19 protein-coding genes are annotated in these 19,603 nt (G+C 34.6%); 1 reads left to right on the top strand and 18 read right to left on the bottom strand.

The genetic code is table 11. The features are described from left to right. Nucleotides 1-4: 4 nt before the first annotated feature. Nucleotides 5-622 carry a transcriptional repressor LexA gene (gene lexA, locus LQU94_RS02625; protein ID WP_230696356.1) on the bottom strand — a complete coding sequence of 206 codons (618 nt, stop codon included), beginning with the start codon at nucleotides 620-622 and terminating at the stop codon, nucleotides 5-7. 145 nt (nucleotides 623-767) lie between these two features. On the opposite strand from lexA, the gene LQU94_RS02620 reads away from it, so the two are divergent. Next, nucleotides 768-1,064, top strand: a complete 297-nt coding sequence (locus LQU94_RS02620; protein WP_230634989.1) for a LysM peptidoglycan-binding domain-containing protein — start codon at nucleotides 768-770, stop codon at nucleotides 1,062-1,064. A gap of 239 nt (nucleotides 1,065-1,303) precedes the next feature. On the opposite strand, the gene LQU94_RS02615 is transcribed toward LQU94_RS02620, so the two are convergent. The 17 genes from LQU94_RS02615 to LQU94_RS02535 form a co-directional block, all read right to left on the bottom strand. After that, complete coding sequence (locus LQU94_RS02615) at nucleotides 1,304-2,278, bottom strand: tyrosine recombinase XerC (protein ID WP_230634987.1); 975 nt, start codon at nucleotides 2,276-2,278, stop codon at nucleotides 1,304-1,306. Nucleotides 2,279-2,349: 71 nt separating this feature from the next. After that, nucleotides 2,350-3,891, bottom strand: coding sequence for a ribonuclease Y (rny, locus tag LQU94_RS02610; protein WP_255702370.1), 1,542 nt, complete (start codon nucleotides 3,889-3,891; stop codon nucleotides 2,350-2,352). Nucleotides 3,892-4,004: 113 nt separating this feature from the next. After that, a complete protein-coding gene (locus LQU94_RS02605; protein ID WP_230634985.1) occupies nucleotides 4,005-4,664 on the bottom strand; it encodes an ATPase in 660 nt (219 codons plus the stop codon). Then, nucleotides 4,664-4,903 carry a hypothetical protein gene (locus LQU94_RS02600; protein ID WP_230634983.1) on the bottom strand — a complete coding sequence of 80 codons (240 nt, stop codon included), beginning with the start codon at nucleotides 4,901-4,903 and terminating at the stop codon, nucleotides 4,664-4,666. Before LQU94_RS02600 ends, LQU94_RS02605 begins: the two co-directional genes overlap by 1 nt. Next, a complete protein-coding gene (locus LQU94_RS02595) occupies nucleotides 4,900-6,345 on the bottom strand; it encodes an AAA family ATPase (protein WP_230634981.1) in 1,446 nt (481 codons plus the stop codon). The genes LQU94_RS02600 and LQU94_RS02595 overlap by 4 nt, the downstream gene beginning before the upstream one ends. Before the next feature lie 5 nt (nucleotides 6,346-6,350). Next, nucleotides 6,351-7,328, bottom strand: coding sequence for a metallophosphoesterase family protein (locus LQU94_RS02590; protein ID WP_230634979.1), 978 nt, complete (start codon nucleotides 7,326-7,328; stop codon nucleotides 6,351-6,353). A gap of 3 nt (nucleotides 7,329-7,331) precedes the next feature. Beyond that, complete coding sequence (recA, locus tag LQU94_RS02585; protein WP_230634976.1) at nucleotides 7,332-8,354, bottom strand: recombinase RecA; 1,023 nt, start codon at nucleotides 8,352-8,354, stop codon at nucleotides 7,332-7,334. A gap of 1 nt (nucleotide 8,355) precedes the next feature. Continuing rightward, complete coding sequence (locus tag LQU94_RS02580; protein WP_230634974.1) at nucleotides 8,356-9,594, bottom strand: competence/damage-inducible protein A; 1,239 nt, start codon at nucleotides 9,592-9,594, stop codon at nucleotides 8,356-8,358. A gap of 9 nt (nucleotides 9,595-9,603) precedes the next feature. Further along, nucleotides 9,604-10,137: a CDP-diacylglycerol--glycerol-3-phosphate 3-phosphatidyltransferase gene (gene pgsA, locus LQU94_RS02575; protein WP_230696354.1), complete on the bottom strand. Its 534-nt coding sequence runs from the start codon at nucleotides 10,135-10,137 to the stop codon at nucleotides 9,604-9,606. Continuing rightward, entirely contained in the window at nucleotides 10,121-11,446 is a 1,326-nt protein-coding gene (gene rimO, locus LQU94_RS02570; protein WP_230634972.1) for a 30S ribosomal protein S12 methylthiotransferase RimO, read from the bottom strand. Before rimO ends, pgsA begins: the two co-directional genes overlap by 17 nt. A gap of 1 nt (nucleotide 11,447) precedes the next feature. Beyond that, the gene (locus LQU94_RS02565; RefSeq protein WP_230634970.1) at nucleotides 11,448-13,733 is read right to left on the bottom strand and encodes a DNA translocase FtsK; all 2,286 of its coding nucleotides are present in this window, start codon (nucleotides 13,731-13,733) and stop codon (nucleotides 11,448-11,450) included. 77 nt (nucleotides 13,734-13,810) lie between these two features. Then, a complete protein-coding gene (dut, locus tag LQU94_RS02560) occupies nucleotides 13,811-14,251 on the bottom strand; it encodes a dUTP diphosphatase (protein ID WP_230634968.1) in 441 nt (146 codons plus the stop codon). A gap of 44 nt (nucleotides 14,252-14,295) precedes the next feature. Then, a complete protein-coding gene (gene pnp / locus LQU94_RS02555) occupies nucleotides 14,296-16,407 on the bottom strand; it encodes a polyribonucleotide nucleotidyltransferase (protein ID WP_230634966.1) in 2,112 nt (703 codons plus the stop codon). A 53-nt stretch (nucleotides 16,408-16,460) separates the two neighbouring features. Continuing rightward, nucleotides 16,461-16,727: a 30S ribosomal protein S15 gene (rpsO, locus tag LQU94_RS02550; protein WP_230634964.1), complete on the bottom strand. Its 267-nt coding sequence runs from the start codon at nucleotides 16,725-16,727 to the stop codon at nucleotides 16,461-16,463. 106 nt (nucleotides 16,728-16,833) lie between these two features. Further along, entirely contained in the window at nucleotides 16,834-17,754 is a 921-nt protein-coding gene (locus LQU94_RS02545) for a bifunctional riboflavin kinase/FAD synthetase (RefSeq protein WP_230634962.1), read from the bottom strand. Nucleotides 17,755-17,762: 8 nt separating this feature from the next. Then, nucleotides 17,763-18,641 (bottom strand): tRNA pseudouridine(55) synthase TruB, encoded by an 879-nt coding sequence (gene truB, locus LQU94_RS02540; protein ID WP_230634960.1) that lies wholly within the window; start codon nucleotides 18,639-18,641, stop codon nucleotides 17,763-17,765. Then, nucleotides 18,641-19,600 carry a bifunctional oligoribonuclease/PAP phosphatase NrnA gene (locus LQU94_RS02535; RefSeq protein WP_230634958.1) on the bottom strand — a complete coding sequence of 320 codons (960 nt, stop codon included), beginning with the start codon at nucleotides 19,598-19,600 and terminating at the stop codon, nucleotides 18,641-18,643. The genes truB and LQU94_RS02535 overlap by 1 nt, the downstream gene beginning before the upstream one ends. Nucleotides 19,601-19,603 lie beyond the last annotated feature (3 nt).

Here is a 19,603-nt window from a genome sequence, read left to right as displayed (position 1 = left end):
TTATTTACAACATTCGATATAAGCCGATGACTCTACCTAAAATATCCAAATGATCTGTGTAAATTGGACTCATAAAATCATTTTCTGGTTGAAGTCGATAGCGATTTTCTTCTTTATAATAAGTTTTTATTGTTGATTCATCATTGATTAAAGCTAGTACGATTTCTCCGTTCTTTGCAGTAGTCGTTCTTTCAATCAAAACGTGATCCCCGTCAAAAATACCAGCATTAATCATACTTTCTCCACTGACTTTTAAGAAAAATAGTTCACGATCTCGAATAAAATCTAGGGAGAGGGGGATGGTATCGGTAATGTTTTCCACAGCCAAAATAGGGGAACCAGCTGTAACGCTTCCCAAAATAGGTATATCTGAAGTTTTCTTTTTTGAAAGTAAAAAATCATCGTCCTGGGCAACAATTTCAATGGCTCTAGGTTTACTAGGGTCTCTACGAATATAATTTTTCAACTCTAATTTTTCCATATTGGAGTGGACCGTAGAAGTACTTTTTATATTGGTCCCTTCACAAATTTCTCGAATTGCAGGGGGGAATCCTTTTTTCTCATAAAATCTCTTAATAAAAAATAATATATCTAATTCTTTTTTGCTTAAATCATCATACATAATGGAATCTCCTTTTTCTATATTTTCATTATAACAAAACAGAACGTATATTTCAAACATATATTCTTTTTCCTATTGACAAAAGAACAAATATTCGATATTATAAGAACAGATGTACGAACAAATGTTTCGAGAGGTGTTATATATGAAAAAGAAAATCGTAATTCATTCTAAGTCAAAAGTTATTTTTTTATTGATTCTTTCTATGTTTCTGTCCATGGGAATTACAGTAAAAAATGATTCTCCTAAAATCGTTTATTATGAAAGAGAAATCTATACCATTCATTCAGGAGATAATATTTGGAATTTGGCAGAAAAAATAAGAAATGAAGATGAAGATATTCGCGTAGTTATAGATCGTATTAAAGAAGACAATCAATTGGAATCTGCCTTGCTTCAAACAGGATCAAAAATTGTTCTAAATAAAAAAATAGAACGGTAAAGTTTATTTTATCGTTCTATTTTTTATTTAGAAAAAACATAAAGGCTCCATAGATATTTCTAAAAAAGAAAGAAAGAGAAGGTATCATTCAATAGAGAAAGGAAAAGAAAGAAAAATATAAATAGTCACAAAATAATAATTTTGTGACTATTTATATCCTGATAAACCCAAAAGAAGCACATAGATGGATATGAATAAAAAATAAAAAGGTCTTAGAATGGATTCTGAGGCCTCTTTTTTTAGTCCTCTTTCAGATTTTCTGGATTGGATAAAGGATTGGAATACATAGCGTGTTTGATTTCGCTTTGTCCAACATGTGTATAAATTTGCGTAGTGGTTACGGATTCGTGGCCAAGAATTTCTTGTAGAGATCTTAAATCAGAATCTCCATATTGATACATTAATGTGGCCGCTGTGTGACGCAATTTATGGACGGTATATTTTTCTGTATCAAATCCAGCTTCTTGTAAATGTTTTTTTACCATATGTTGAATGCTTCGGTTATTCATTCGATTTTTTCTCATGCTCAAAAATAATGGACCATCTTTAGGCAAGTTGGATTCACTTCGAATTTTCAAATATTCTACAATGGATTCTTTACAAGAGGTATTGAGATAAATCATTCGTTCTTTGTTACCTTTTCCAATAATTCGTAGACTTCCATCGGAGTTTAGGTCTTTAACATCAATGGAGCTAAGTTCACTAAGCCGCATTCCAGTATTTAGGAAAAGAGTGATAATTGCATAATCTCGTGCTTTATAAAGAGAATTTCCCTCTTTATTTTTAACAGAATTAAGGAAGTGAATCGATTCTTCCAAAGTTAAATAGGTAGGAAGATTTTTTTCAATTTTTGGCAAATCTATATTTTCTGTAGGATTTAATTGAAGTAAATCCATTTTATTGCATAGATAATTAAAAAAAGAGCGAACAGAGGATAATTTTCTATACTTTGTTCGATTGTTATTTTTTCGAACTCTATCTAGATAAGAAACATAGCTGTAGATATCTTGCTTTTGAATGGATTGAAGATCTTCAAGAGTCATGGTATCAATGGGCAATTCTTCCATTTCTTCTGGTGTAAGGTTTAGATTTTCTTTCCGATTCTTTATAAAGCGTAGGAAAGAACGAACATCATAATAATATTCTTTTATAGTATTTTCAGAAGAGCCTTTAGATGCTCTCATGTAATCTAAATAGTCATCTATTATATACATATTGATTCGCCTCCTTTCAAATGTATTGTAATATAAAAGAGAATAAAAATAAACCTGCTTAAGCAGGTTTATTATTTTGCATAGTCTATAGCTCTTGTTTCTCGAACTACATTTACCTTTATTTGTCCTGGGAAATCCAATTGAGCTTCAATCTCTTTTACTACTTTTCGAGCAGTTGTAACAACTTCAGCTTCGCTAATCACTTCTGGTTTTACAATAATTCGAACTTCACGTCCGGCTTGTACAGCGTAAGATTTTTCTACTCCATCAAAAGAATTGGCAATTTCTTCCAATTGCTCCAAGCGCTTAATATAAGATTCGATAGTTTCTCGTCTGGCACCTGGGCGAGCAGCAGAAATAGCATCAGCGGCTTGAACAAGAACAGATTCTAGAGAAGTGAATTCAACATCTCCATGATGTGCTTCGATTCCATTGATAACAGCTTCAGGCTCTTTGTATTTTCTCGCTAAATCTACGCCGATATCAACATGTGGCCCTTCCACTTCATGGTCTATAGATTTGCCTATATCATGAAGCAATCCAGCTCTTCTTGCTAATTTAGAATCAATTCCAATTTCATCGGCTAAGAGTCCTGCAATTTGAGAAACTTCCACAGAATGTTTGAGTACATTTTGACCATAACTTGTACGATATTTTAAGCGGCCTAAATATTTAATCAACTCTGGATGCAATCCGTGAACTCCTGCATCGTAAGCAGCTTGCTCTCCGCTTTCTTTAATCACCTGTTCTACTTCTTGTCTTGATTTTTCAATCGTATCCTCAATTCTAGTTGGATGAATTCTTCCATCTTGAACAAGTCTTTCTAAGGTCAAACGGGCAATTTCTCTGCGAATTGGATCAAATGAAGATAATACAACAGCCTCTGGTGTATCGTCGATAATCAAATCCACTCCTGTAAGGGATTCAATGGCACGAATGTTTCGGCCTTCTCGTCCTATGATTCTACCTTTCATTTCATCATTTGGTAGATTTACAACGGAGACGGTACTTTCGGCAACTTGATCTGCGGCAATTCTTTGAATCGCATGAACGATAACATTTTGAGCAATTTTGCGACTTTCGTCTTTTACTTTTTGTTCATTTTCACGAATCATAAGAGCAGACTCTTGAATCAGCGAACCTTCTAACTCGGCTAAAAGCAATTGTTTGGCTTCGTCTTGTGTTAAAGAAGAAACTCTCTCTAGCTCGGTAGTTCTTGCAAGTAATAAATCCTCAGCGGATTTTTCTTTTTCCAAGATACTGTCCTTGAGATTTTGGATTTGTTCTTCTTTTCTTTCCAAAGACAAACCCTTTTTATCCAAAAGATCTTCTTTGGATAAAAGTCTAGTTTCCATCTTTTGTAATTCTTCTCTTCGAACGTTTACTTCTCGTGTAGCCACATCTCTCATTTTGTGAATCTCTTCTTTAGCTTCAAGTAAGAGATTCCGTTTATTATTCTCGGCATCTCGCTCTGCATCGATAATGATTTTAGTGGCTAACTCTTCCGCGCGATTTAACTTTCCTTCAGCTAAATTTTTACGAATAAAATAACCAATTGCAAGTCCGAGGATCCCAAAGACCATTGTGAGTATAATGATTGGTACAATTTCCAATGGAACACCTCCTAATATTTAATTTTCAAATAACAAATTTAGGTTTTACCTATGTTTTAATTATATCATATTTCACTATATTCTGTGGGAAAAAGTGAAATATAATTGAAAATCTAGTGAGAGCTATCTATTGGAATTTTTTCAACTTGGCTGATTCCATTTTTAATAATCACCTTAAAAGAAGAATCACAAATCTGAGCCAAATAGTCATTATGAGTAACCATTATAATCTGGCGGTCAAATAAAACAGAACATTCTCGTAAAAATTCTCCCAAATTATAAATGTAATCATTACTTACGTGTTTACCGGGCTCGTCTAAAAAGAGAGGACCTTCCAACCTTGGCTTATGAATTTCTAAAAAAGCAATTCGTAAAGCAATGGAAATAATATCTACGATTCCTCCTCCTTTAGAAAGTTCAGGTCTAGTTTTTACACTATAAGATTCATAGTTCGATTTCGTATAAAAGCTAGCAGAAGGCAGTCCACGGCTCTCAGAAAATTCGACAATAAACTCTATGTCGTTTTCTAATATAAACTGCAAACATTTGGTAACCAAATCTTCAATTTGAGATTTTGCCTGTGTTCTTGCGTAATCAGCCACTCGTTGGAAAAGGAGTACAACACTCTCTAGAAGTATTTCCCTTTCTTGTTCATTGGCCATACTTTGATTGAGCTGGTATAACTGTTCTTCTAAAATTTGTCGTTTACCCTCTTCCCTTTCAACAAATAAATTTAATCTTTGGAAAGATTGATTTAATTCATCATAGTTCATTATTTTAGATCCTTAGGGAGTAAAGATTCTGCTTTTTGGAAAAGTTCTTCCATTTCTTTTTCTAGGCTTTTTATATGAGACTCTAAATCTTCTGGTTTAAGGCCTAGAGCTTGGATTTCTTCGTTAAGTTTTTTTTCTTCTTTTTTTAATTCTTCCAATCTCCATTCGGCACGATTTTTGGTATCTTTTGCGACATTTAACTTTTTAGAAAGTACATTTAATTGTTCATCGTAGTTCATTTTTCTTCTCCTCCTAAATTATGGATAATGTGCTCCATAGCATCCCCCTCTATCCTTTGATTACAAAGAGGGCATCTTCCCATTTTCAATAGAGAATCATTCAAAGAATGATATAAGTGATTGTAAGACTCCAATGCATCACTATAGGCTGATTCTAAATTTTTTCTATGGGATTTTATTTCTTGGTATTTTTTATAAAGTTCTTGTTGGGTTCTCCATAGATTTCGAGAAGATTCCATTTTCGACAATAATTCTTCTAAAGAAGAAATATTTTGGAATTGTTCTGTGTATTCAATTCCAAGTTGAATTCTTCCTTTTACATCTTTTAATCGCTGATTCAAATGAAATAACAAAGAATATTTTTGATTTAAGGTATGCAAGGTTTCTACATCAATCGATTCAATGGATGAAAAATTTTCTAAAGAGAGAGAAATTTCTTTTTTCTCTTCCAAGATTTTTTGGCAACGGTTATAAAAATGTGAACCTTGATTGTAAATATTTAGTTTTTCTTGTAATAAACTTTGATAAGATTGTAAGGAAGATAAATCTTTATAATAAGATAATATTTCTTTCTCTTTTGCTATTTTTTCCTGATTCTCTAAAAATTTCTTCCAAATGGTAGAAACCTTTTTTTCTAAGTTGGATTTATTTTCCATTGTAAGAAGCAGGATTTCAAGCTCTTCTAAAATATTAAGATCTGCAATTGTACGTCTTGCCTTCTCCATTTCTTCTTTTAAGAGGGAAAATTTTCCTTGAAAGATAGAAAGTTGAGAAATTTTTTTCTGTATTTCATCAATTTGGTGCATATAATGAGATACTTTATCTCGCTTAAAGATCATATCATCCAATCCGTCAAAAGATTCCAACTGTTTTTCAAGATCTTTTTGCTGTTCTTTTTTCTTTTTCAAGTCATAAGTAATTTGTTTTTTATCCCGTAAAGTATCCCTCATGGATTCATCAATAATATGCACTCCAACAAGCCTACCAATAGAAGCGGCCTTAAAGGAATCGTTTTCGTTCAAAAGAAAAGGTCCATCCAATTGGGCAGCATAATTCAAAGGTAAGGCTCTTTTATCGTCTAATTTTGTTTTTGAAATGCGAGTGCTTTCCTCCACTTCGAATGGGACTAGGGTTCCAAATCCTTCTAAAATTAAATCTTCTTCGTTTGGTTTTTGAAGGATGTACTGGTTTTTACTTGGAGAACGAAGTCGAGTTAGAATTACCCCATTTTGAAAATGAATCGTAACAGAAATTTGGCGTTCCCCTTCTCTCAAGAAATCGATTCCTCCCGGCTCATTGTATAAGCACCAGCGGATAGCCCGTAAAATAGAGGTCTTCCCACTATCGGAGTGGCCTACAATTACGTTCATACCCTTAGAAAAATCTAATTCTGAATATTTATGAGATTGAAAATTTTCTAGGATAAGTTTTTTTATATACATAACAACTAGTTCTTTCCTTCTTCTTGAATACGAGCAATTCGATCCAAAGCTTCTTCTCGCACTTCCTTATCGATTTCATAATTTGTAGCAATTTCCGTAATTAAATCGATAAAATTTACTTTATTCAAATTGGTAGTTCGTTCAATGGTTTCTTTGAAAGACAACATTTCTTGTCTTTTGAAACGATGGGTTTCTATTTCTGTTCGATCCAAAATCTCATTCCCATTTTTAGCAGATTTTAAGAAAATTTCTTTCATTTCGCATTGATTTCCATTTACATCAATAAGAAGAACTTTCGGTTTTCTATTGATTTCAACCGTAGAATTAGATATACGAACAATGGAACCTGGATTGATGAACTTCTTACCGTCAATTTCTTGTTCTTTGAATCCAAAATGGTAATGGCCACAAATGGTTAAATCAGCTTTGGTTTCTTTTATTTCTGAAATAAGCGTGTGAGGTACTTGGGCCAAAAATTTTTTATCCATTAAAAATCCGTGTACCAAATGAATAGAGAAAGTTGCCTTTGGGTCTACTTTATCAACGATATACAAATGGCGATGCTCTTCTCTATCAATGCCATAAATATAAGGAGATCCAGATAATTGTACGCAAGTATCTTCTTTCTCAAGTAAGATGCTTTTGTAATTTAAGTCAATTACAATCCCTAAAGCATTTAATAATCCTAACGTAGTTCTATGCAAGGTCTTAGGGTTATGACCATAGATATCATGGTTTCCACTAATCGAATAAAGAGGAACTTCAAATTGCTGTAAAATAGGAGCAATTTCATTGATTACCGAAATGGAAACATCTGGGCGATCAAAAAGATCGCCGCCATGTAAAATATAATCCACTTCATAGGTTTTTGATAATTCTACAATTTCTATAAGTTTTTTTTGTACGGCTAGAAAAAAATCATCAATTCGTGATTTTGGACTCGTTCCACGAATATGACTATCTGTAAAATAGAGGAATCTCAAAGATTACTCCTCCCCTTCTGTTTTTTCTTCACTTTTTGCCAAACCAAAATTTTCACGAACTTTGGATTCAACTTCTTGGACAATATCGGGATTTTCTATAAAAAAGTTTTTCGCATTTTCTCTTCCTTGGCCCAATTTAATATCTCCATAACTAAACCAGGATCCTGACTTATCGACAATTCCAGCGACAACAGCTGCATCGAGTATATTACCTTCTTTTGAAATTCCTTTTCCATACATAATATCAAATTCTGCCTGCTTAAAAGGAGGAGCTACTTTGTTTTTTACCACTTTAACACGAGCTCGGTTCCCGATGATTTCATCGCCTTTTTTCAAACTTTCAATACGGCGAATATCCATACGAACAGATGTAAAGAATTTTAATGCTCTACCCCCTGTGGTTGTTTCAGGATTTCCAAACATAACACCAATTTTTTCTCTCAATTGGTTAATGAAGATAACGGAGCATTTCGATTTACTAATGGCACCAGTTAATTTTCTTAGTCCTTGGCTCATAAGTCTTGCTTGCAAGCCCATATGGCTGTCTCCCATTTCGCCATCAATTTCGGCCTTAGGAACCAAAGCAGCAACGGAATCCACTACAACAACATCTACCGCATTACTACGCACAAGGCTTTCTGTAATTTCTAATGCTTGTTCACCAGTATCTGGTTGGGAAATAATTAGATTTTCTGTATCCACTCCTAGAGCTTTTGAATAAGAAGGATCTAGGGCATGTTCAGCATCTACAAAGGCGGCGATTCCCCCTTGTTTTTGCGCTTCTGCAATAATATGAAGGGCTAAAGTGGTTTTACCTGAGGATTCTGGACCATAGATTTCTATAATACGCCCTTTTGGTATCCCACCTATTCCCAAGGCAATGTCAAGAGATAAACTTCCGGTTGGAATAACATCTAGATTCAAATCCAAACCATCGCCCAATCGCATAATAGAACCTTTTCCGTACTCTCGCTCAATTTTTGCAATGGCTTCATCTAGTGCTCTTTTTTTGCTTTCGTTTTCCATTTTATTCCTCCTTTAATAAGAAAATAGTTTTTCCAAGAATATATTTAGCGGCTCTTAATCGAACTTCTTCTCGATTTCCTAAAAAATGAACTTTTTCATTGGCGACTTCTTCTCCCCCGCATCGTATGGAATAACATACGGTGCCAGGACTTTCATTGGAGGAGGTGGTAGGGCCTGCTTCTCCAGTCGTACTAATGACAAAATCTGCTTTAGACAGCTCGTAAGCTCCTTTGCTCATAGAGGAAGCCACTTTTTGGCTAACAACAGAATATTCACCGATTTCTTCTGGATTGACTTTTAACAAGTTCACTTTGGATTCATTGGAATAGACAACAAAACTTTCCTTTAGACAATCACTAGCTCCAGGAACGGATCCAATTAAATTTGGTAATAATCCACAGGTTACCGATTCAGCAAAACAAATAGTTTTTCCTTTTTCTCTTAGGATAGAAACAAGAGTTTTTGGAATGGTTGTCTGTCCAATAGCATAGATGTAATCCTGAAAATGTTCCTTTAGCACAGAAATCGCTTCTTCAAAATCATGTTTTACCATCTCTTTATTTTCCGCAGAAGCATTGGCAATGATTTTAATTTCTACTTCGTGAGTTTTCGCAAAGGTATTTATTTCTAAATAATCTTTTTCTAATTTAAGAAGACGAATTTGTTCTTCGCACTGAGATTCTCCAATAAAACATAAATTTAAGGATTCAATAAAAAATTCTTCATAAATATCTTTGAAATAAGTATCCAAAATCCCATCTGCCATCGGTTCAAATTCTTTTGGAGGACCGGGCAATAAAAAAACTTTGCAATGATCCATCTCAATATATTCTCCAGGAGCAGAACCGTTTGGATTTGGAATGATATAAGAACCATCAATATACAATGCTTGTTTTTTGTTGTTTGGTGTTATTTTTTTTGAGAAAAACTCCAGTCTTTTCTTTATTAACTCCCAAGTTTCATCGCTTAAAAGAAGTTCTTTACCTAGGACTTCTGCTAGAACTTCTTTTGTTAAATCGTCATCCGTTGGTCCTAATCCACCAGCTAAAAACAAATAATCACAGCGTTCCAATGCGATTTGAATGGCATGGTACAAATCCTCTCTATTGTCTCGAACTGATGTATGGAATCGAACATCAATTCCAAGCTCCGTTAGGCGTCTAGATAAATAAACGGAATTAGAGTCTATAACATTTCCTATTAATAGTTCTGTGCCAACAGTAATAATCTCAGCTTTCATAGTCTTCTCCTATAAATTGTTTAGGTCCATAATCTCGCGATTTTTGTATAAATAGTCAATGCCACTAATTACGGTAAGGGCCAAAGAAATATAAAAAATAACAATACCTATGGATAAAGGCAAAATATTTTGGAATAAAATCCAAATCAAAGCAATCAATTGAGCAATCGTTTTTGCCTTACCATAAGGACTGGCAGCGATTGTAATATCGTTTGAAGCGGCCAAAATACGGAATCCAGTAACAATAAATTCTCTTGAAATAATGATAATAACTCCCCACGCAGGTAAGATTTCCTGCTCAACCAATAGAACAAAGGCGCTCATAGTAAGGATTTTATCTGCTAAAGGATCAGCAAATTTTCCAAAGGTTGTTACCAAATTTCGACTTCTAGCCAAATATCCGTCCAGAAAATCCGTAGTAGCAGCCACCGTAAAAATTATGGCTCCAAGAAGTTGCATAGAAGAACTTTCTTGCATAAGAAAAAATACGAAGAAAGGCACCAAAAGAATGCGAAAAACAGTAAGTTTATTTGCTATATTCAACAAAATCACCTCCTAAATCGTATTCCATAGACTCATCTACATGGACCATGATGAAAGAATCTATGTCTAAATCTTCTTTGGTACGAATGTAAATCACTCCATCAATATCTGGTGCATCATACAAAGTACGGCCAATAAATAACCCGTCTTCCACTTTTTCTTGAACCAAACATTCAATTGTCTCTTCTAGATAATTTTCCATTATCTGGTTGGAAATTTCATACTGTTTTTCCATTAAAATACGTTGTCTTTCTTCTTTTATACTCTCCTCAACTTCATTAGGCAATAATGCAGCCGGAGTTCCTTCTTCTTTGGAATAGATGAAACAGCCAACACGATTCAATGGGTATTGTTCTATAAATTCCATTAACTCTTCAAAGTCTTCTTCTGTTTCTCCTGGGAATCCTACAATAAAAGTACTACGAAGAACCATATTGGGAATTTCCTGTCGCAATTTTGAGATAAGAGAAAGAATTTCTTTTTTGGAAGTACGACGTGCCATTTTCTTTAATATAGAATCAGAAATATGTTGCAAAGGAATATCTATATAAGGAACAACTTTTGAGTTATTTTTTAACTCATAGATAAGTTCATCTGTAAAATGATCTGGATAAGCGTATAAAATGCGGATCCATTTTAAGTCTTCAATGGATTCTAATTCATGTAATAATTCCGATAGTTTGTACTCATTATATAAATCAATTCCGTAGTCCGTTGTATTTTGTCCAATTAGAATCACTTCTTTGCAACCATTTTCTGCTAAATAACGGACTTCCTCTAGGATATCTTCCATCTTTCTACTACGGTTTTTCCCTTTTAATTTTGGAATAATGCAATACGTGCAATTGTTATTGCAACCTTCAGAAATTTTCACGTATTCTGTTACGTGGACTTCTTTTCGAAAGACATTTTCAAGATAAGGAGCTTCTATCACTTCTGTATATTTAACAACCTCTCCTGCTCGCATACCATCAAGAGCTTCATTAATAGAAGATAGATATCCAGGGCCAATGATTCCATCCGCTTCAGGAATCAATTCTAAAAGTTCATCAGGATATCGTTGAGCTAAGCAACCAGCCAGAAGAAGGTTTTTAAGTTGGCCTGTTTTTTTGAATTCAGCCATTTCTAAAATGGTATCAACAGACTCTTCCTTCGCTTGGTCAATAAAACCACAAGTATTTACAACAATAGCCTCTGCCTCTTTTAGATTAGAGGTAAAGGTATATTTTTCTTCATCAAGAAGGGCTTTCATTTGTTCTGTATCTACATCGTTTTTTGAACACCCCAATGTAACAATAGATACTTTCATACTATTCTTCCTCACTATTCAAATATTCATTAATTTCTTCATCTGATAAAACAATTTTTCTAGGTTTAGATCCTTCATGAGGACCAATAATCCCGGTTTCTTCCATTTGATCAACAATCCGTGCGGCTCTTGCATAGCCAACCTTTAACTTTCTTTGAATAAAAGAAATAGAGGCTTGTTCCTGGGTAAGGACTAAGCGGATTGCTTCATCTAAAAGTTCATCTCTATCTGTTAAATCGGCAGAGATTTTACTTTCTACGGCTTCAATGGCCTCGTTATTGTATTCACTTTCTTGAGAATTATTTTTTATAAAATCGATGACCTTCTCCACCTCTTCATCGCTTACAAAGGCTCCCTGCAATCGAATTGGCTTTGGAGCGGAATTCGGATAAAAAAGCATATCCCCTTTCCCCAATAATTTTTCTGCTCCCCCCATATCCAAAATGGTTCGAGAATCAATTTGGGAAGATACAGCAAAAGCAATGCGGGAAGGGATGTTGGCCTTAATTGTACCTGTAATAACATCTACAGAAGGTCTTTGAGTTGCAATAATCAAGTGAATTCCTGCGGCACGAGCCATTTGAGCAAGACGTGTAATATAATCTTCTACCTCTTTAGCTGCAACCATCATTAAATCTGACAATTCATCAACAACAATAACAATTCTAGGCATTTTTCTATCTTTGATTTCTTCTGTATCTACTTTGTGATTGTATCCATTAATATCTCTTACTCCTTCAGCAGCAAAAGATTTGTATCTTTTCTCCATTTCATCCACAGCCCAAGATAAAGCAAAGGCTGCCTTTTTTGCATCGGTAACGACAGGAATCAAAAGATGGGGAATATTATTATAAATTCCTAATTCCACAACTTTAGGATCAATAAGAATTAATTTCACATCATTCGGTGAAGACTTGTATAAAATGCTCATTAAAATTGTATTGATACATACAGATTTTCCTGAACCAGTTGCCCCAGCAATTAATAAATGAGGCATTTTATCTATGGAAGAAATAATGGTTTTCCCACTTACGTCTTTTCCTAAAGAGAGAGGAACCTTTGTATCAATCTTCTTAAATTCATCGCTGGATAAAATTTCCTTCAAAGAAACGCTATCTTTTTCAGAGTTTGGGACCTCGATTCCAACGGCAGATTTACCAGGAATTGGTGCCTCTATACGAATATCGGGACTCGCCAAACTTAAAGACAAATTGTCTGAAAGAGCTACAATTCGATTCAACCGTACTCCAGGAGCGGGAAGCAATTCATAACAAGTAATAGAGGGACCTCGATTAATAGAACTAACCTTACAATCGATATTGAAGTTTTCCATTGTTTCTTCAATCAATCGAGCATTCCTTTTGATCAATTCATTGTCATCCACCCTTGTGTTTTCGTATTCGTTTAGCAACTCCAAAGAAGGATACTCATAAGATTCAGCCTCTTCCTCCAATCGGATTTCTTGTTCAAAAGCCGTTTTTTCTTCCTGTTTCAATTTGGTTTCTTTAACAGGTTTTGCAGGAGTAGTGGGTCTGTAGTCCACAATAACAGGCTCTTTATTCAAATGATTTTCTTCGTAAAAAATCTCGGAAGAAGATCGAAGAGATTCGTTACCCTCTTGTATTTTTTCTCGTTCTTTAGAGGGTTTTCTCTTAGAAGAAGTTTTTTGGATGGATTGATCCATTTCTTTGGATTTTTTTGTTTCTTTTGCTTCTTTAAGTTCAGAATACTTTCTTTGAGTCCATTGAACTATTTTTTGTCTCGTTTCTTTGGTAATTAGTAAAGAAATAGAAAAAATCAGTAAAGCAATCAATAGAATGCTCGTTCCTACAGTTCCTAAAAATTGAATAAAGGCCTCTCCAATGTATTCTCCTAAGATTCCTCCATCAACAGGAGGAAAGGAAGCTCTCTCCACTCGATTGGACCAAGTTAAAGAGCTTAACTGTGAATTGGCTTGAAAATAAACCAAAGAAGTTAAAAACAAAACACCGGTGGCTAAAAAAATTCTTTTTTTTGTATAGGAAGGGGTTTGGAAAATGTAAAAACTTCCAATAACAGCCAATAAAATAGAAAATACATAGCTGCTTTTTCCCATTAAGATATGGAAGGATTTGCGAATAAACTCTCCAAAAATTCCCATTTCCGTACTTAAAAGGCTCACAAAAAACAATATGGCCAATATTAAGAAAAATCCTCCCAATATTTGTTGCCTTTGACGCATTTCAAATTCAGAAAATTTATTTGAACTTTTATTTTTTTTATTTTTACTTCCTGTTTTTCTTGTCATAAATCCTCCAAATCAAATATATGTTCGTTTCTATTATTATATCATAGAAGGATTCAAATCGTGAAAAGAGTTATAATTTATACGCCAGAATGTCCAAATCCTCCCTCTCCTCGCTCGGTTTCACTAAGAGCTTCCAAAGATTTTACCTCAACAAATTCTGGTTGTTCATATTTTGCAAATACCATTTGAGCGATACGGTCCCCATGATGAATGACAAAAGGCTCATCCCCCCAATTGATAAGTATAACTTTGATTTCTCCTCTATAATCACTGTCAATAGTTCCAATTCCATTTGCCAATCCAACGCCTTTTTTTATGGATAAACCAGATCTTCCGCGAATTTGTGCTTCGATTCCATTGGGAAGTTCTAAGTGGATTCCTGTAGGAACAAGAGCTCTCTTACCAGGTTCAATAACCATTTCAGAGGAAAGATCTGCGTGCAAATCTACCCCCGCAGACCCTATTGTTGCATATTCAGGAATGGGATTTGATGATTTATTGTAAAGATAAACTTTCATAAGACCTCCATATTTCTTCAAAAAAAACCGCCGAAGCGGTTTTTTTATTGCTCTTCCGATTTTTTCTCTTGGCGTTCAGGTTTTGGCAATAAAGCTTTTCTAGATAAGCTAATTTTCCCTTTATCTAAGCCAATAACTTTTACTTCAACAATATCTCCTTCTTTTAGAACATCTTCTACATTTTCTACTCTTCTATGTTCCAATTGAGAAATATGAAGCAAACCTTCTTTGCCCCATTGTACTTCAACAAAGGCGCCAAAGTTCACAATCTTTGTAACTTTTCCTTTATAAATGTCTCCTTCTTTGATTTCATTTACAATTTCAGAAACAATTTGTTTTGCTCGATTTCCCGATTCCATATCAGAAGCGATAATAGAGACTCTACCATCATCTTCAATTTCAATGTTTGCTCCTGTTTCATCGACAATTTTATGAATGGTTTTTCCACCGCTACCGATAACTTCTCCTATTTTATCAGGATCAATTAATAATGTTGTAATCATTGGAGCATATTTAGAAAGCTCACTTCTTGGTGCTTCAATTGTACCATGTAAATGATCTAAAATTTCGAGTCTAGCCTCTTTCGCTTGTTTCAAGGCAGTTCTTAATATATTTTCATCAACACCATCAATTTTAATATCCATTTGCAAGGCTGTAATTGCATCTGCCGTACCAGCTACTTTAAAGTCCATATCTCCGTAATGGTCTTCCAACCCTTGAATATCCGTTAAAATAACAGGGTCTCCTTCATCTTTAATCAATCCCATGGCGATTCCTGCAACAGGATTTTGAATCGGAACACCCGCATCCATTAGAGATAAGGTAGATCCACAGATACTTGCTTGAGAAGAAGAACCGTTAGATTCCAAAACTTCTGATACAACACGAATAAAATAAGGGAATTCATCTGCAGTTGGAAGAACGGGAATTAAGGCTCTCTCCGCCAAGTTTCCATGCCCAATTTCACGTCTACCTGGGCTTCTAGGAGGGCGTGATTCCCCAACAGAGAATGGAGGGAAGTTGTAGTGATGAACGTATCTTTTTGTATATTCTGGATCCAATCCATCAATAATTTGTCCATCTCCTAAGCCAGCCAACGTTACAACACTTAGTGCTTGGGTTTGTCCTCTTGTAAATAAACCACTACCATGCGTTCTTGGCAATAGTCCCACTTCAGAACTTAATGGACGAATTTGTGTGAAAGAACGACCATCGCTTCTTCTTTTATCTACAAGGATTTGTTTTCTAAAAGCTTCTTGTGTAAATTTTTCAAATATATAGCCAATTGTAAATTCGTCAATTTCGACTTCATCTTCTTCACATTTTGCTATAAATTCATCTTTGATTCTAGATAATTCATGGCCTTGTTCCATTTTGTCAGCAATATTCAAAGCATTTGTAACAAGATCATAAACAGAGTCTCTCATAAACTTTTCTACATTTTCAGGAACGTCAAAAGCTTCTACAATTTGCTTTTCTTTCCCTATTTCTGAAGTAATTTCGTTTACAAAAGCGACAATTTTCTTAATTTCTTCATGTGCCAAAAGAATGGCTTTTAACACTTGCTCTTCATCCAATAAATCCACAGCAGCTTCCACCATCATAATGGCTTTGTCTGTTCCAGATACAACTAAGTTTAATTTTGATTCTTTTTGTGCATCAACAGATGGGTTCAAAATATATTCCCCATCCTTATAACCTACGCGGATTGATCCAGTAGGTCCTTGGAAAGGAATATCTGAAATGGATAAAGCAATCGAAGAACCAATCATTGCCAAAATATCTGTTGGGTAATTTGGATCATAAGATAGTACAGTCGCCATAACAGAAAGACTATGGTGGTAATCTTCTGGGAATAGTGGACGAATTGGGCGGTCAATTAGTCGACTTACTAAAATAGCATCATTGCTAGGACGACCTTCACGCTTATTAAATCCTCCAGGAATTTTTCCGGAAGAGTACATTTTTTCTTCGTAATCGCAACTTAATGGTAAAAAATCTACCCCTTCTTTTGCCTTAGTAGATGCAGTAGCTGTAACCAACACGACACTTTCGCCGTGGCAAACCAAACAAGCTCCGTTAGCTTGTTTCGCAACCTTACCAATTTCTACTTCTAAGGGTTGACCATTTAGTTGCATTGTATATTTCTTTGCCATGATTTCTCCTTAATTCTTTCTAAAAAGAAAGAGCGGATTCCCCGCTCTTACAACTAACCTCTAATATTCAAACGTTCAATAAGAGATCTATATCTTTCGATATCTTTATTTTTTAGATAACGTAAAAGGTTTCTTCTCTTACCAACCATTTTCAAAAGACCTCTTCTTGAATGATGGTCTTTTTTATGCTCTTTCAAATGTTCATTTAAAGAATTAATTTGACTAGTTAATACAGCAATTTGAACTTCTGGAGAACCTGTATCTCCTTCTTTCAATTGGTATTCTTTAATAATGGATTGTTTTACTTCTTTTGTTAACATAATTTCCTCCTAAATTTTCATTCACCATTACCCCGCAAACGTTGAGGATCGTTTTGCCGAGAAACGGTACCTATAAGATAATACCATATAAGTGGTAAAAAGTAAACTAAAATGAGGAATTTTGGCGTATTTCCTCAAGGTCCGCGTCCATCTGTTCCATTAATTCCTCTAAAGTTTCAAATCGAATTTCTGGACGCAAATAGTACTCGAACTCAACCTCAATTTTTTCTCCGTAGATATTCTCATTAAAATCATAAATATATACCTCAACGCGAGGTACAATTTCTTCAAAAGTAGGATTTTTTCCCACATTAATGGCAGCCAAATATTTTTTTTCTTTATAATTTACAAAACCAGAATAAACTCCAAATTTTGGTGTGATAATTTTTTCAGGCAATGGTACATTTGCAGTAGGTATATTAATCGTTTTTCCAAGGCCTTTCCCTTTTTGGACAATCCCCGAGATAGTAAATCTATGCCCTAAAAGCTCATTGGCTAAATCGATATTTCCTTCTGCAATGTGTTTGCGAATGACGGTGCTCGAAATAACAGATCCATTTTTGTAAACGGCATCAATAATATGCAAGTCGATTCCCAATTTTTCGCAATGCTCTTGTAGCGTGTCGGTATTTCCTTTCGCCTTATGGCCATATCTATAATCGTAACCAACAACAATACCACGAACCAATAAATGATCAAATAAAAGATTATTGACAAAATCTTCAGGAGTAAGCTGCATGATTGCTTCGTTAAAGTCAATTTCATAAATGATATCAACGCCCATAGATTCTAAGAGTTTATATTTTATATCTTGGGAACTAATTAAATCTGGAGCTTTCCCTTTTAATGTGTTTTTTGTGTGTTCCTTAAAAATTAAAATGGAACTTTTTATAGAGGCTTTTCGAGAAGAAGATACTACGGTTTCAATTAATTTTTGATGACCTAGATGGACGCCATCAAAATTGCCAAGAGCTATGAAACTAGGTTCTTCTGCCTTTGTGGTTAAGTCAATTTCTATTATTTTCATTTTCACCTCTAAATAATAACTTTTTTCATTCTAAAATAGGCTTGTCCATTTTCTTTTGTATAAAATCCAAGGCCAATAAATTCATTATCTAAATAAACCCTATAGGAGTCAATCTTTTCTTTGGGGAGATTTTTTACAGGAATGGCTCTCCCATTTAACGCATATTTACGATATTGGTTCGAGATATTTACTCTAGGTAAAAATTGTATCGCTTGATCCAAAGGTTTTAATAATTCAATTCTTTCTTCTTCAGATACTTTTTCCAGTTCAGAGATAGGAATCGCTTCTTTTACGTCAAATTCTCCGACAGAAACTCTTTCCAAATCAGTCATTGTGGCATAACAACCTAAATCTTTTCCCATAGAATCAATTAAACTGCGAATATAAGTTCCACTAGAGCACTCTACATAAAATTTTAGAGAAGAGCTATTTCTTTCCAAAATTTTAAGAGAATAAATGGTAACTTTACGAGATTTTCTCTCTATTTCCATTCCCTTTCGTGCATATTCGTATAATTTTTTTCCATTTACTTTAATCGCAGAAAACATGGGAGGAATTTGATGTATTTCTCCTAGGTAATTTTCAAAAACAGAATCTAACTCTTCCAAATGAATGGAATCAGATTTTTCTGTAACCTCTCCTGTTATATCATAAGTGTTCGTTTGGTATCCAAAGTCAGCAGAAGCAATATAGGCCTTTCGGTCTTGGGAAATATAGTCGGCCAACTTCGTTGCTCTGCCAATGCAAATTGGTAACAATCCAGTTGCCATAGGATCCAAAGTGCCCGTATGTCCTACTTTTTTTGTATTATAAATTCTTCGAACTTTGGCTACAACATCGTGGGATGTCCAATCTTTTTCTTTGTAAATTAGAAGAATTCCCTCCATTATAGTACCTGCTCTATTCTTTTTAGTAGAGTTTCTTTGGTTTTGGATAAGGAATCATAAGAAGTAGCGCCACTAGCTCTTACATGTCCTCCTCCAGAGTACACAGAAGCTACCTTTGTGCAATCGATAAAAGATTTTGAGCGAAGACTAATTCGATTCAAATTCTCTTTTTCTTTCACAAAAACGGCCAGTTCTATCCCTTTTATATTTCGAATTTGTTCGATAATTCCTTCTGTATCCGATGACTTGGCACCTGTTTCATTTAAGTCTTCTTGTGTACAAGAAGAAAATGCCACAAGACCATCAAAAAAGAATTCTATTTTATCTAAAACTCTAGCCATTAATCGAACCTTTTCTACAGACTTGGATTGGTACAGATTTTGAACCACCAATTGTGAATCTGCCTTCTTATCGTATAAATCCGCGATAATGCGATGGGTCTTACTATTTACAGAATCGTATTGAAAACTTCCAGTGTCTGTTGAAATAGCCGTATATAAAGCGGTTGCCATTGGTTCCGTTATAGGAAGATTTACAGTCGTTAAAAAGTCATAGACCACTTCCCCTGTAGAGGTTGCTTTTTCCATAACTAAATTATAGTCTCCATAGCCTTGGTTGCTTCTGTGATGATCTATATTTACAATGGTCTTAGAAATTTCTAGAAGCTTGGAATGAGATTCTCCGATTCTCTCAAAGTCAGATGAATCCAATACAATTAAAAGGTCCAAAGCAGCAGGAAAGGAATCAACAGAAAACCGATCCTTTACAGAGTCTAAAAAATGGAAATCCTCCGGAACTTCATCATTATCTAAAAAATATACTTTTTTTCCTAAATTTTTCAGCGCATGTAGCATGGCCACACAGGAACCTAAGTTATCCCCATCGGGATTCACATGAGAAGCAATCCCGATAGTGGAAGATTCTTGGATAGTGTTGTAAACTTTTAATTTTTCATCCATAAA

It is taken from the genome of Peptoniphilus sp. KCTC 25270 (assembly GCF_021012875.1).
Taxonomy (GTDB): domain Bacteria; phylum Bacillota; class Clostridia; order Tissierellales; family Peptoniphilaceae; genus JAJMZJ01.
The sequence above is the reverse complement of the archived record's forward strand: the minus strand, read 5'-3'. Positions and strand labels throughout refer to the sequence as shown.

Coding starts and splice junctions, on each gene's coding strand:
- rimO (WP_230634972.1), bottom strand. CDS start 11,446: ATGAAAGTATCTATTGTTACATTGGGGTGTTCAAAAAACGATGTAGAT.
- LQU94_RS02565 (WP_230634970.1), bottom strand. CDS start 13,733: ATGACAAGAAAAACAGGAAGTAAAAATAAAAAAAATAAAAGTTCAAAT.
- rpsO (WP_230634964.1), bottom strand. CDS start 16,727: ATGTTAACAAAAGAAGTAAAACAATCCATTATTAAAGAATACCAATTG.
- LQU94_RS02620 (WP_230634989.1), top strand. CDS start 768: ATGAAAAAGAAAATCGTAATTCATTCTAAGTCAAAAGTTATTTTTTTA.
- LQU94_RS02545 (WP_230634962.1), bottom strand. CDS start 17,754: ATGAAAATAATAGAAATTGACTTAACCACAAAGGCAGAAGAACCTAGT.
- LQU94_RS02600 (WP_230634983.1), bottom strand. CDS start 4,903: ATGAACTACGATGAACAATTAAATGTACTTTCTAAAAAGTTAAATGTC.
- pnp (WP_230634966.1), bottom strand. CDS start 16,407: ATGGCAAAGAAATATACAATGCAACTAAATGGTCAACCCTTAGAAGTA.
- LQU94_RS02595 (WP_230634981.1), bottom strand. CDS start 6,345: ATGTATATAAAAAAACTTATCCTAGAAAATTTTCAATCTCATAAATAT.
- LQU94_RS02615 (WP_230634987.1), bottom strand. CDS start 2,278: ATGTATATAATAGATGACTATTTAGATTACATGAGAGCATCTAAAGGC.
- truB (WP_230634960.1), bottom strand. CDS start 18,641: ATGGAGGGAATTCTTCTAATTTACAAAGAAAAAGATTGGACATCCCAC.
- dut (WP_230634968.1), bottom strand. CDS start 14,251: ATGAAAGTTTATCTTTACAATAAATCATCAAATCCCATTCCTGAATAT.
- LQU94_RS02535 (WP_230634958.1), bottom strand. CDS start 19,600: ATGGATGAAAAATTAAAAGTTTACAACACTATCCAAGAATCTTCCACT.
- LQU94_RS02580 (WP_230634974.1), bottom strand. CDS start 9,594: ATGAAAGCTGAGATTATTACTGTTGGCACAGAACTATTAATAGGAAAT.
- recA (WP_230634976.1), bottom strand. CDS start 8,354: ATGGAAAACGAAAGCAAAAAAAGAGCACTAGATGAAGCCATTGCAAAA.
- lexA (WP_230696356.1), bottom strand. CDS start 622: ATGTATGATGATTTAAGCAAAAAAGAATTAGATATATTATTTTTTATT.
- LQU94_RS02605 (WP_230634985.1), bottom strand. CDS start 4,664: ATGAACTATGATGAATTAAATCAATCTTTCCAAAGATTAAATTTATTT.